The sequence below is a fragment of the Sinobaca qinghaiensis genome (genome assembly GCF_003610495.1).
GTDB lineage: Bacteria > Bacillota > Bacilli > Bacillales > Marinococcaceae > Sinobaca > Sinobaca qinghaiensis.
In genome coordinates this window covers 269387-282623 of sequence record NZ_RAPK01000011.1, presented here as the reverse complement: position 1 = coordinate 282623, position 13237 = coordinate 269387, and the positions used below count along the sequence as shown (strand labels likewise).

At 44.7% G+C, this 13237-nt stretch carries 14 protein-coding genes; 13 read left to right on the top strand and 1 reads right to left on the bottom strand.

The annotated features are described in order from the left end of the window. Nucleotides 1-11: 11 nt before the first annotated feature. The 6 genes from ATL39_RS15475 to ATL39_RS15455 all read left to right on the top strand — a co-directional run bounded on the left by ATL39_RS15475 (nucleotide 12) and on the right by ATL39_RS15455 (nucleotide 4190). Nucleotides 12-1046: a zinc-binding dehydrogenase gene (locus ATL39_RS15475; protein WP_120194272.1), complete on the top strand. Its 1035-nt coding sequence runs from the start codon at nucleotides 12-14 to the stop codon at nucleotides 1044-1046. A 26-nt stretch (nucleotides 1047-1072) separates the two neighbouring features. Next, the gene (locus ATL39_RS17490) at nucleotides 1073-1225 is read left to right on the top strand and encodes a hypothetical protein (protein ID WP_170146966.1); all 153 of its coding nucleotides are present in this window, start codon (nucleotides 1073-1075) and stop codon (nucleotides 1223-1225) included. A 17-nt stretch (nucleotides 1226-1242) separates the two neighbouring features. Beyond that, nucleotides 1243-2292, top strand: coding sequence for a galactitol-1-phosphate 5-dehydrogenase (locus ATL39_RS15470; protein ID WP_120194271.1), 1050 nt, complete (start codon nucleotides 1243-1245; stop codon nucleotides 2290-2292). A gap of 184 nt (nucleotides 2293-2476) precedes the next feature. Then, nucleotides 2477-2662, top strand: a complete 186-nt coding sequence (locus ATL39_RS15465; protein WP_120194270.1) for a hypothetical protein — start codon at nucleotides 2477-2479, stop codon at nucleotides 2660-2662. Nucleotides 2663-2757: 95 nt separating this feature from the next. Further along, nucleotides 2758-3300 (top strand): GNAT family N-acetyltransferase, encoded by a 543-nt coding sequence (locus tag ATL39_RS15460; RefSeq protein WP_245961008.1) that lies wholly within the window; start codon nucleotides 2758-2760, stop codon nucleotides 3298-3300. A gap of 77 nt (nucleotides 3301-3377) precedes the next feature. After that, complete coding sequence (locus ATL39_RS15455; protein ID WP_120194269.1) at nucleotides 3378-4190, top strand: SurA N-terminal domain-containing protein; 813 nt, start codon at nucleotides 3378-3380, stop codon at nucleotides 4188-4190. 54 nt (nucleotides 4191-4244) lie between these two features. On the opposite strand, the gene ATL39_RS15450 is transcribed toward ATL39_RS15455, so the two are convergent. Continuing rightward, complete coding sequence (locus tag ATL39_RS15450; protein WP_120194268.1) at nucleotides 4245-4868, bottom strand: CHRD domain-containing protein; 624 nt, start codon at nucleotides 4866-4868, stop codon at nucleotides 4245-4247. Nucleotides 4869-5192: 324 nt separating this feature from the next. Between ATL39_RS15450 and ATL39_RS15445 the strand changes: the two genes are divergently transcribed. From ATL39_RS15445 to ATL39_RS15415, 7 genes are all read left to right on the top strand, one after another. After that, the gene (locus ATL39_RS15445; protein WP_120194267.1) at nucleotides 5193-6215 is read left to right on the top strand and encodes a zinc-dependent alcohol dehydrogenase family protein; all 1023 of its coding nucleotides are present in this window, start codon (nucleotides 5193-5195) and stop codon (nucleotides 6213-6215) included. A 24-nt stretch (nucleotides 6216-6239) separates the two neighbouring features. Further along, complete coding sequence (locus ATL39_RS15440) at nucleotides 6240-7307, top strand: aldo/keto reductase (protein ID WP_120194266.1); 1068 nt, start codon at nucleotides 6240-6242, stop codon at nucleotides 7305-7307. A gap of 152 nt (nucleotides 7308-7459) precedes the next feature. Further along, the gene (locus ATL39_RS15435; RefSeq protein WP_170146965.1) at nucleotides 7460-8362 is read left to right on the top strand and encodes a universal stress protein; all 903 of its coding nucleotides are present in this window, start codon (nucleotides 7460-7462) and stop codon (nucleotides 8360-8362) included. Nucleotides 8363-8621: 259 nt separating this feature from the next. Then, nucleotides 8622-9935: a hemolysin family protein gene (locus tag ATL39_RS15430; RefSeq protein WP_120194264.1), complete on the top strand. Its 1314-nt coding sequence runs from the start codon at nucleotides 8622-8624 to the stop codon at nucleotides 9933-9935. Between the two features lie 131 nt (nucleotides 9936-10066). After that, nucleotides 10067-11164 carry a CapA family protein gene (locus ATL39_RS15425; protein ID WP_120194263.1) on the top strand — a complete coding sequence of 366 codons (1098 nt, stop codon included), beginning with the start codon at nucleotides 10067-10069 and terminating at the stop codon, nucleotides 11162-11164. Nucleotides 11165-11233: 69 nt separating this feature from the next. Beyond that, complete coding sequence (locus ATL39_RS15420; protein WP_120194262.1) at nucleotides 11234-11908, top strand: AIM24 family protein; 675 nt, start codon at nucleotides 11234-11236, stop codon at nucleotides 11906-11908. 249 nt (nucleotides 11909-12157) lie between these two features. Further along, nucleotides 12158-13207 (top strand): ZinT family metal-binding protein, encoded by a 1050-nt coding sequence (locus ATL39_RS15415; RefSeq protein ID WP_120194261.1) that lies wholly within the window; start codon nucleotides 12158-12160, stop codon nucleotides 13205-13207. Nucleotides 13208-13237 lie beyond the last annotated feature (30 nt).

Below are 13237 nucleotides of genomic sequence, written 5' to 3'. Positions count from 1 at the left end.
GGAGAATAACCATGAAATCACTAGTGAAAACAGAGCTTGGCTTCGGCAACCTTGAGATTCAGGATAGAGAAGAACCTCAGGCCGGACCCGGCGAAGTGAAAATAAAAGTAAATTATGCGGGTGTCTGCGGTTCGGACATCCACACGTACGAAGGTCATTATAAAGTAGCTGTGCCCGTTACCCTCGGGCACGAATTTTCCGGCGAAGTTGTTGATGTTGGAGAAGGCGTTACGGAATTTTCAGCAGGCGACCGGGTTACGTCAGAAACAACTTTCTACATCTGCGGCGAGTGTGAGTACTGCCAGTCGGGTGATTATAATCTCTGCAATCACCGCAAAGGTCTTGGCACCCAGCAGGACGGCGGGTTTGCTAAATACCTGGTAGCTCGTAAAGACAGCGTCCACCACATTCCGGACGGAGTAGATGATAAATCAGCAGCCATGACAGAACCACTTGCCTGCACGCATCACGCCGTAGCGAAGACGGAAATTAATCAGGGAGATGTCGTCGTTGTTATCGGCCCGGGCCCAATTGGACTTTTTACAGCCCAGGTGGCAAAAAGCCGTGGAGCTACCGTACTCATTACAGGACTTACAAATGACAAAGTCCGCTTGGATAAAGCCGAAGAGCTCGGCATAGACTACGCTGTAGACACGCAGAAGCAGGATATTAAGAAGCTGGTTAATGATTTAACCAATGGTTACGGAGCACATGTAGTATTTGAATGTTCCGGTGCCGCACCGGCAGCCAAGCAGGGTCTTGATCTGCTCCGCAAAAAAGGCCAGTACGGCCAGGTAGGTATCTTCGCAAATTCAGAAGTATCTTTTGACCTGGAGAAAATTATCCAAAAAGAAATACGGGTCGTCGGCAGCAGAAGCCAGAAGCCGGAAGACTGGGAGCCGTCGCTTGAATTAATGAACAACGGAAGCGTAGATGCCAAATCAATGGTTACGCATGAATATCCTATTACGCAGTGGAATGAAGCCTACGATGCAATAAAAAGCGGGGAAGCAATTAAAGTACTGCTTACTCCCATAAACGAGTAACACGAAAGAAGAAAGGAAGATAAAATATGGCCGATACATTTCTTGAATTTATGTTGGGATCCTTTAGAGGCATCAGCGAATTCTATTTTGAATACCAGATCATTTTTAATACTATCATCGTATTATTTGTCCTATATCAGCTTTTTTCCAATAAAAAACAGGATCAATCTACAAGCTGAAAAGGAGGAAAAAAACAATGAAGGCGTTAAATCTGTATGGCATCCAGGATATTCGCTGTGAAGAAACCAGTGAGCCCGTCATTACGGCTCCGGATGATGTGATTATTAAAGTTAAGGCTGCCGGGATCTGCGGCTCTGATATCTCAAGATTCAATAAACTTGGGCCATATATAGAAGGTATGACGTTTGGGCATGAATTTGCCGGCGAGGTTGTAGAAGTCGGAGCCGATGTAGAGCGGGTAAGAAAAGGCGATAAAGTAGCCGGATGCCCTGCCTTCTACTGCGGCGTATGTCTAAGCTGTCAAAAGGGTGAATTCTCCCAGTGTGAAAAGCTGACCGTTATAGGAGCCAGGCATCCTGGTTCTTACGCGGAAAAAGTAAAACTGCCGGAAGAAAATGTAATTAAAATTCCCGAACAGGTGGATTTTGATACAGCAGCATTGTTGGAGCCTGCTGCTGTGGTCGCTCACGGGTTTTATAAAACAAACGTGAAGCCGGGCGATACCGTAGCTGTTATGGGATGCGGAAGCATCGGCCTACTGGCCGTACAGTGGGCCCGTATTTTTGGAGCAAAAACAATATTTGCCATCGATATTGATGAAGCAAAACTGGAAGCTGCAAAAGAGCTGGGCGCCGATGTACTCGTTAATTCGCTGGAAGGCCTGCCTCATGAAAAAATCCTGGAGCACACGAATGGCGTGGGAGTAAACCTTGCTGTAGAGTCGGCAGGATCGCCGATTACATCAGCACAGATATTCGCTCTTCCTAAAAAAGGCGGCGAAGTTGTCTTTCTAGGCATACCTTACGCCGATATTACGATTGAACGTTTCTATTTCGAAAAAATCGTGAGAAACGAGCTGAGTGTTTTCGGTTCCTGGAATGGAGTATCCTCTCCTTTCCCAGGACGGGAGTGGGATGCAGCGATGTACTATATGGGCACTGGACAGATTCAAAGCGGCCCGATGATTAACCACCGCTATTCTCTGGACGAAGGGCCGAAGGTTTTCGATGACCTGTTCCATCGCAGAGGCGGTCATATTAAAGTGTTATTTTATCCGGAAACATAAAAGTTGAGCACTTCTCTAAATTTGAGAGGTGCTTTTATTGTTTAAGTACCAGTAGAAATTTTTTTGACAAAGGCAGTCTAATAACATAAAATAGTAATAAATCGTAACTATTCTTAAAATATGCATTTTACATACTGGTTTATGATCTAAAACGCGATAATGGATGAAAAGAAAGGACTAGCAAATGGGAGACAATATAGTTAAACATTTCATGGTGAACGTACCGAGTCAGGATACAAAAGAGGGCAGGCTTACCCATACAGTCGAAATAGAACAGGAATGGCTTGATGTGATGCATGAGCTGATTGAAGACGGCATGACAAAAGAGATGTTTCAGCGGTTTATTTCCGACTTTAAAAAAAATAAATAAGCACAACATCTCTCCTGTTTATATCAGGAGAGATTTTTTGGTTATTCTTAAATTTGACGGCATAACTATTATCTTACTTGAAAAGGAGACTGGCTGTGACTATTAAATTAATTCCGTTCCAACCAATACATTTTCAACAGCTGCTCGATGCCGTTACAAGTGCCGATTTTCTGATGCAGTGGGCGGGCCCTTCATTTGATTATCCATTAACAATCGAGCAGCTCGAAACCTATAGAACCACGGCTGAAGAGCCGAATGCTTCAGCGCGTATATATACAGCTGTAGATAAAAAAAGCGGCAGCCCTGTCGGACATATTGCACTTGGAAGCATAGATTTAAAAAATCGTTCCGCGAGAATAGGTAAAGTGCTTATCCATGAACGTTGGAGAGGCAGAGGAGCAGCCGAAATCATGATAAACGAAACACTGGACACAGCATTTCAGGAACTCCGCCTGCATCGGGTCAGCCTGGGAGTATTTGATTTTAACACTCCGGCAATTGCTGTATATGAAAAAGCCGGTTTTCAAAAAGAAGGTCTGCTAAGGGATATAAGAAAAACAGGTGACTCCTATTGGAGCCTGTGGGAAATGAGCATTTTGGAAGAAGAATGGATAAAATGGGAGAATAAATCCAAATAAATTCAATTCCTGACACAGTCTCAACATAAACAAATGTCACACTCCGTGGGAGACTGAATAGAAAAGGGGTTTTTCAAATGAGTAAAAAATGGATACTTACGGCATTTACAGCCGTTTCCTTATCAGTAATTACAGCCTGCGGCGGTGAATCGGAAGAAGAAGCGGGCAGCGCAGATGAAAGCGGTCAGGAAGCACAACAGGAAGAGCAGGCGGCCGAAGGCGATGAGGCGGCTCAATCTGAGCAGGCAGAACAGCCGGAACAACCTGAACCTAATCTGGACGATGTGCCGGACGTTGTGGCCGATGTGAATGGCGAAGAAGTAACAAAGGATGAATTTGAGGTAGCGTACACTTCAGCGCTTTCCATGTACTCCATGCAGGGCATGAATTTAGAGGAGCAGGATGAAAATGGAGAAATGGAAGCCGAGTTAAAACAGGCAGCGGCTGATCAATTGGTGGGACAGGAACTGCTCATTCAGGAAGCAGACGAACGGGATTACAGCACGGACGAACAGGAAGTCGATGATTTAATTGCCGAGCAGAAAGAACAGTTTGAATCAGACGACGAGTATCAGCAGGCACTGGAGGACCAAGGATACACGGAGGATGAATTCCGTTCAGAAGTGGAACAGTCCATTAAAGTAGAACAATTAATTGAAGAAGAATCCGAGGACCTTGAAGTAACGGATGAAGAAATAGATGAAGCTATTGCCCAGACGGAAGAGCAGCAGGCTGCTATGGCAGAGCAGTCCGGGGAAGAAGCTCCTGAAATGCCGGAACCTGACCGTGAACAGATCGAAGAGCAGCTAATTACACAGAAACAGGCAGAAAGTGCCCAGGAGCTGATCGATCAGCTGCGTGAAGACGGCGATGTAACGGTTCACATTTAATTCTCATTAAATCAAAAAGGAAAAAGCAGATTGCTGCTTTTTCCTTTTTTGTGGTTAAGCCTGATTTTTTCTCCGGATAAACAAAGCGGCTGTTCCTCCGGCAAGAGCTGTTATACTAGCCCAGAAAGCCGTCATCCAGTCGCCATTGCCGGTTCCGCCCATTCCTGTCTGGGGCATTTCTTCGGGCATCATGGCCGCATCCTGTGCGTCCTGATCAAGCTGGCCGCGCAGTTCGCCGTCCGGATACTCTTCTGTATGAAGATTAGCGTAAATTTCTCCAGCTACGAGGCCCATGGATACTTCTTCCCACGTCATATCACCAACAAGGTCATCTTCAGTTAGCATGCCGGATGCTACTTCGCCGTCATAATTCATTGGTTCGTCATTTTCAAATAAGAACAGTTCAACGGGTCCATCCTCTCCTTCAGCTCCACTGTGGAGATGCCCGGCTACTGCGTCATCAAGATGTTCGGCATGTATTGAATACATTAGTGAATCCCCATCTTCGCTTACTTCAAAATGGACCTGCCCCATTGCGTCGCTTTCTACATTCATAGTTTCTTCATCAGGTGTTAATTCGACCATGAATTCCCGGCCCTCATGATCAGCGGCAGCAGTTCCTGCAAAAGCGGTGAAAGCGAATATGGACGTTAACGGCAGTACAACTCTTTTTTTCATTTGTACAATCCCCTTTCGATTTTAAAATAATAAACATATTGATCCGTGCGGTGATCTTCATTTGTTGAATGCATGAATCAGTTAAAAAACATTCAACTATAGAGGGAACGAATAAATGAAGATATCGGATCATAAATAAACAGAATTTTTTAAATTAATAAACAAAATGGAATGCCTCAGCCTTTTTTTGGCCTTTATCGAAACGGCTGTTCTTCGTATTTCTATAGAAAACAGTCCTTCTTTAAAAGAGATTAAAGAAGGACTGTTTCAACTGCCTTTTAAGTTGGGAATATGAGGAAAGTAACTATGTAGAGGAGGCTGATTATGACAGATAATAAAAACCGCACCTTTCGGCTCGAACAGGCCGGGAGTATAGAGCATTTAAAAATGAACGAAGAAAGCATTCCTGAAATAGGACGTAATGAAGTGTTGGTCCGGGTTAAAGCTACCTCATTAAACTACCGTGATCTTGCACTGGCTGAGGGTAATTATCCCGGTAAATTAAACGAAAATACGGTTCAGCTGTCTGATGGAGCAGGGGAGATTGTGGAAGCAGGTCCCGATGTACGCCGTTTTCAAGTTGGTGACCGGGTAGCCGGCAATTTTACAAAAGAATGGTTCAGCGGCAGAAGAATGCCTGGTTATCTGGAGCCTTACGGTTCTCACAGCGATGGCTGGCTGATGGATTATAAAGCGATTCATCCGGAAGAGCTGGTAAAGCTGCCTGATCATTTGACGTATGAGCAGGGAGCGGCGCTTCCATGTGCTGCAGTAACTGCCTGGAACGCCCTCCACGGTCCGTCTCCACTAGAAGCCGGTGATTCAGTATTAACGCTTGGCACCGGCGGTGTTTCTGTGTTTGCGGTGCAGTTTGCAAAGGCACTGGGACTGCAGGTCATTTCTACTACGTCGAGCAGCTGGAAAGCAGACAAGCTGCAGAAGATGGGATCAGATCAGATTATTAACTATAACGATACGCCTGAATGGGGAAAAAGAGTAAAAGAACTTCTTCCCGGCGGAGTAAACCGTGTTGTCGAAGTGGTAGGACCTGCCAGCTTTCCGCAGTCGATCCAGGCGGTGGCTCCAGGAGAAGAGCTGGCATTGATAGGCGTTCTTACCAGAACAGGTGAAGCGATTGATTACTATGATTTATTCGGCAAAGCAAGCACAAGAACGATCATGGTAGGAAACCGCGATATGTTTGAAACCATGAATAAAGCGATAAGCGCCCATAAATTGACTCCTATTGTAGATACAGTATATCCATTCGAAAAAGCAAGAGACGCATATGAACATTTAAAAAGCCAGAATTTCTTTGGGAAAATTGTTATTTCCCATGAAAAATAAGAAACGAATCCAAGGAGAGATATGATGGAATATATTACATTAGGAAATTCAGGCCTGCGTATGCCAAAATATATATTAGGAACTGTTCCCTTCAGCGGTACAAATGGTTTTGAAGCTACCGGAAATATTAAAGAAGAAGAAGCTAGACGAATGGTGGATATTGCTTTGGAAGCAGGGATCAATGCATTCGATACTGCAAACCTTTATTCTCAAGGGGATGCAGAAAGAGTGCTCGGCGCTGCAATTGAAGGGCGCCGGGAAAAAGTGCTTCTCACTTCAAAAACGGGCTTTCCTTTTGAAGACAATCCAAATGCCCGCGGTGCATCAAGAATAAATCTGGAAATGTCGATTGATCAATCACTAAAGCGTCTCGGCACGGATTATCTGGATCTTTATTTTGTCCATCTCTGGGATGGCCAGACACCTGTTGAAGAGACGGTGCAGGCGATGACGGATCTGGTGAAGTCCGGAAAAATCAGGTACTGGGGTGTCTCCAATTACAGCGGCTGGGCTTTAGCCAAAACGGTAACATATGCCGAACAGGCAGGATTGATTCCACCGGTCTGTCAGCAGATTTACTACAGCCCGGAAGCACGGGAAGCTGAGTATGAACTGCTTCCAGCCGGCAGTGAGCTGGGCGTAGGTTCAATGATCTGGAGTCCGCTGGGTGAAGGCCTGCTTAACGGAAAAATCAACCGCCATCAGCAGGCTCCTAAAAACACAAGGCAGGGTGAAGGCTGGCCGGAGCCATGGGTTATGGATAAAGAGCGGCTGTATGATGTGATCGATACCCTTCAGGAAGCAGCCGACAGCCACGGCGTCAGCGTTCCCCAGGCTGCGCTTTCCTGGGTAAGGGACCGGCCGAATGTCGGACCGGTTGTTATAGCTGCGCGAAATGAAGAGCAGCTGCGTGAAAATATCGCCTCATTTGATATCGTTCTTACTAAAGAAGAAACAGAAAAAATAGAAGCAGCCGCCCGGCCGGCACCGATATATCCATTATGGCACCGCGCAATGAGTGGATTTGAGCAGGCGTCGCCATCTGAAAAAACGTATCTGGAAGGATACAAAAAAAGCCTGGGAATTGAATAAACGCATAACGGAAAGCCTTGAAGGGAAACCTCAAGGCTTTCTTTATGCTTTATGCTGAGAAAATGTGTGGGTACTGTGAGACATATCACATTATGAGACTAGTATTCCTATTATAATAGAGGGAACAAATACGACTAAAGATGGTGGGAAGGGTGGAAAGATATAAACGTATTTTAGTCGCTACAGATGGTTCGGAGCATGCGGAGCTTGCATTAAAACGTGGAATTTATCTAGCCTTACGGCACAACAGCCGTTTGTTCATTTGTCACGTAGTGGAAAGCAGAGAGTACAGCAGGGTGCCTGTATTCCGTGATGAAATTAAACAGGCCGCTGTAGAGAACGGGCTGAATATTTTAAAAGAAAGCAAGAAGCAGGCAGAACAAGCGGGTCTTGCCTACGTGGAAACCATTATAAAACGAGACCCTTTTCCCCAGAAGAAAATGGCGGAAGACGTTCTTCCGCTTTACAGTATTGATTTAGTCGTAACCGGCTCATCGGGACTTGGCCCAATAGAGCGGTACGTCCTTGGAAGCGTCTCTTCCGGTATGGCACACCGCGCAGAATGTGACGTGCTGGTAGTGCGGAACAAAAATCCTTTGGAAAACTATAAGCGGATTTTGATATGTATTGATGAATCATCTATGGCTGTGAACGCATTTACGGCCGGTCTGGATCTGGCTGAAACACAAAAGGCCGAGGTTACTGCTGTACACGTACTCCATACGCCATTAGTTCATTCGCTTGAACAGCTTCAAGAAGATATTCAGGATGTGTATTTAAAAAATGGAGAACTGCTGCTGGAGAAGTATAAAAAACTGGCTGCCGAAAAAGGAAACAGCGATATGACGATTACGCTCGAATACGGCTCTCCCAAACATACGATACCAAAAGAAACAGCCGTGCGCTTTCAGTCGGATCTTATTATAGCAGGAGCTGTTGGAGCTGGTAGAGAAAAGGGACTACGGCTGGGAAGTGTCTCTGAAGGCATCGTACGAAGAGCCGATTGTGATGTTCTGGTAGCCCGGCCCAGGTTTTTAATGCCTATTGAGGATTAAAGGAATGTTTGTCACGAAACATTTACAATCTTTTTCCTTTCTTTTTCATAAAGGTGTGGTATATTTAATCTACTTTATGAAAAGGCAGGGATTGGCTGACATGTAACATACCATCGAATAACACTGTGTTCGAAGAGTGTGTGTTTACTCTTTTTCCATAAAAAGAGTCTGGCTCCTGCATCGGAGATAAACAGATTCATCCCATCGGGACGGAACCGGTGGAAAAAATACGGAGGTGAATCCCTTTTAAAGGGACTATTTGGATATTATATTGATTACGAATTTATTATTGGTTGTTGTATTGATAGGGTTAACTGCGTTTTTTGTAGGATCGGAATTCGCCGTTGTTAAAGTGCGTATGTCGCGTCTGGATCAATTGATTGCTGAAGGAAATAAAAAAGCAGACAAGGCAAAGAAAGTGGCTGAGAAGCTTGACTATTATTTATCTGCCTGCCAGCTTGGCATTACCGTAACGGCACTCGGACTCGGGTGGCTTGGAAAGCCGACCGTAGAACGCCTGCTTTATCCTTTATTTGACAGCTTAGGAACGGCCCAGGCGCTTGCTACCATTATTTCCTTTGTTATCGCCTTTTCGGTCGTGACCTTTCTGCACGTGGTAATTGGTGAATTAGCGCCAAAAACACTGGCTATTCAATACGCAGAGAAAATGACCCTGCTTCTTGCTCCGCCGCTGTACTGGTTCGGTAAACTGATGTTTCCGTTTATCTGGACATTGAATGGATCAGCACGTCTGTTTCTGCGCATGTTTGGTGTAGAACCAGCCGGACACGAACAGGCACACTCGGAGGAAGAACTGAAGATCATTATGACCCAGAGCTTCCAAAGTGGTGAAATTAATAAAACGGAACTGCAGTATATGGAAAATATTTTTGCGTTTGATGAACGGGCCGCCCGGGATATCATGATTCCCCGAACCGACATGAATACGCTTCGGATTGATATGAATCAGGAAGAAATGCTGGAAGTTTTCCATGAGCATGAGCATACTCGTTATCCAGTCACAGAAGACGGCGATAAAGATAACGTCATTGGTTTTGTAAACGTAAAGAAAATACTGATTGACTATGTGGCAGGCCGCCGTATTGTATTAAGAGACTACATGCAGAGCCTTCCGGTAATGCCGGAGCATGCCGCCATTCAGGATGTGCTTGTTCATATGAAAAAAGAAAGAGTGCACATGGCCCTGCTTCTTGATGAGTATGGAGGAACAGCCGGCCTGGTTACTATGGAAGATATATTAGAAGAAATTGTCGGCGAAATACGCGACGAATTTGATACGGAAGAAGTTTCCGATATCCAAAAAGTAGAAGAAGGCTTATATCATATTAACGGGCGGACTCTGCTCGATGATATTGAGAAACAACTGAGTATCACCTTTTCAAATGAAGAGGAGATCGACACCATTGGAGGCTGGCTCCAAATGAATAATGTACCGCTGGAGCCGAATAAAGTGGTCGAACAAGATGGAAAACGATGGGAAATACTGGACACAGACCACCATCAAATCAAGCAGGTCTCTCTTCAGTTTATTAATACGCAGCAGATTATATAAAAATTTTCCCGCTATGCTCAGGCATAGCGGGATTTTTTTAGTTTAAAATAGTATATTTACCTATTTTATTTCAAATAATTAGCAATATTATGATATATTAATCATGTAAATAATGATTTAAGGAGGATGCAATGCGTACCGTTACTATTGGGTGTATGAGTATTGTTATTTTGCTTACAGGCTGTGCAGCTGAAGAAGTGCAAAACGATCAGGAGACAGAGAACAATCAAGAAGAACATGTCCAGGCAGAAACTGAAGAAACATCGATAACGATTGGAGCAGCAGGAGATGTACTGCTTCATGGCAGAGTGTATAAAAGAATGGAAGAAAACGGCGAATACAATTTTGCACCGGCGTTAGAAAACGTAACTTCGCTACTGGAAGAACCGGATTTTACCATAGTAAATCAGGAATCCATTCCTGGTGGAGAAGATCTTGGCTTATCGGCATATCCTTCCTTCAACAGTCCCTTTGCCATTGTTGATGCGCTGCAGGATGCCGGAGTTGATATGGTTTCTAGTGCCAACAATCACACGTTGGACCGGGGAATGGAAGCAATTCATAACGCAGTCAGCTATTACGAAGAAATTGGAATGGACTATGTGGGTGTGTATAAAGACGACGAAGACGCAGCGTCACCGAGAATTGTAACGGTAGATGGGATTAACATAGGCATGCTCTCTTATACATATGGGTTGAACGGTTATACCGTGCCAGACGGTCATGAATATGCCGTGCAGGTGATTGATCAGGAGGTAATACGAGAAGACGTCAGGAATATGAAAGACGAAGTGGATGTTCTGATGGTAAACATGCATTGGGGAACCGAATACGAAAGGCTGCCCAATGAGGAACAGAAGGAATTGGCTGCTTTTTTAGCCGATGAAGGGGTAGACGTAGTGATCGGTCATCATCCTCATGTGCTGCAGCCGATGGAATGGGTAAAAGGAAAAGAAGGAAATCAAACACTTGTTTATTATTCTCTCGGTAACTTTTATACAGGTCAGGATCAGAAATATACAGATACGGGAGGGGTGGCTACTTTCGAAGTAGAAAAAGAAGAAGATGAGACGATCATTTCCGAGCCGAATATTGATTTCACGCAGGTAGTGCCGGGGCCGGAAAACGAGTATATCGTCAAGCCCATGGCAGAAGCAGATCATATCCCTAATGGAGGAGAAACCGAGGAGGAACTGCGGGACCACGTCTACCAGTGGATAGAGGAATAAATATTTCCTGAAATGAAATAACGTAAATACAGTATACTAACGTGTAACTTTATTTAAAGGAGCGGACATATGAACAGCTATTCGATAAATGAATTTATAAACAAAACAGGACCTAAAGCGAGGCCGCGGGAGGTTTTCGGCCTGCAGTCGGAACGAATACTGGAAGTGGATCTGGCAGGGGAGGTCTGGGCTAAAATTGGAGCGATGGCCGGATATACCGGAAATATAGCATTTGAGCGCGAACGGGCGCTCGAGCATGGAGTGGAGCGGGCTTTCAAAAAGACATTTACGGCGGAAGGCCAGGATCTCATGAAGGCCTCCGGCCGGGGCCGCTTATTTTTAGCGGATCAAGGGAAACGCATTACCATTCTTGATTTAGACGGCCAGCGGCTGACCGTAAAAGGAGAGGACCTTCTCGCTTTTGAGCCGTCTGTAGAATGGAATATTGAAATGATGAAAAAAGCTGCGGGCGTGATGTCTGGTGGACTGTTTAATATCACCCTTCACGGCCAGGGAAAAGTGGTAATTACTACATACTTCGAGCCGTTGACGCTGCCAGTTTATGCAGGTGAGCCGGTATTTACCGATCCCGCGGCTACGGTCGCCTGGTCCGGTGATGTGAAGCCGGAATTTCATACGGACATAAACTACCGTACTTTTCTCGGAAGAGGCAGCGGTGAATCCATTCAGATGAAATTTGAAGGAAGAGGATTTGTTATTATACAGCCGGGGGGAAGTAAGTGATACGAAACGTTTTAGTATATCTACTTATTTTTACCATAGTATACGTTATAATCAGCCAATTTTTATAATAGAACCGCCGGCCTTTAGAAGACTGATTCTAAAGGCTTTTTTCTATATTTCACGTCTTAGGATATTTGAAAAAAGAACCTATACTGTTTACTTTTTCAAAAAGTAATTGTTTACATATCCAAATTCCTGGTATACACTTTGAAATGTAAATAAGAACAATTACGATTTGAGGAGGGCATCATGAAAAAATCATTAGTTACATTAACAAGCATTGCTGCTGTCAGCGTTATGCTGGCTGCATGCGGATCAGAAGAATCCGGGGAAGAACAGAATCAGGGTTCCGGTGAGGAAGAGGCAGCAGAACAAGAGGAACAGAGCAGTGAAGAGGGAGAAGGTCAAAACGAAGAAGAACATAATGGAAAAATTGATGCGCCGGAGGATGTAGCAGTCCAAGGTCTGGCAGATCATTATCATACAGGGGATGAAGTTACCTTAACAGCTGAACTGGAGGAGGATATCGATTCAGATCACTGGCATTGGTATGAAAAAGCTGCAGACAGCGAAGAGTGGGAGCCGATTGCAGGTCAGGAAAGTGCTGAATACACTGGGGAAGCAGAAAACGACGGCCAGGAAGTAAAAGCTGTTATTTATGATGAGGATCATGAACCGCACGCCCAATCAGCGCCTGTCGAAATTGCAATCGACGATCACGAAGACGAAGAAGGTCATAGTCACGACTTAAGTGAAGATGAACAAAGAATTTACGATGGCTATTTTGAAGATGAAGAAGTAGAAGAACGTGAATTAACCGATTGGGAAGGAGACTGGCAGTCTGTATATCCTTATCTTCAGGATGGAGATCTGGACGAAGTATTTGAACATAAAGCAGAGGAAGACGATGAAATGACCGCAGAAGAATATAAAGAGTATTATGAGGAAGGTTATGAAACGAATGTAGAACGTATTATCTTTGACGGCAGCCAGGCCACTTTCTTTGAAAATGGAGAAGAGCATACGGGAACTTACGTATCCGACGGGTATGAAATTCTGGAATATGAAGCCGGTAATAGAGGCGTGCGCTATGTATATAAATTAGATGGAGAAGCTGAGGGGATGCCGCAGTATATCCAGTTCAGCGATCACGATGTGACCCCTGCTGACGCTCATCATTTCCATCTCTACTGGGGTGATGACCGCGAGGCACTGCTGGATGAAGTAGAAAACTGGCCTACTTACTACCCTTCTGATATGGATGAAGACGAAATTGTCCATGAGATGACTGCCCACTAAAATATACGTCGCACCATAAAGCGATACGAT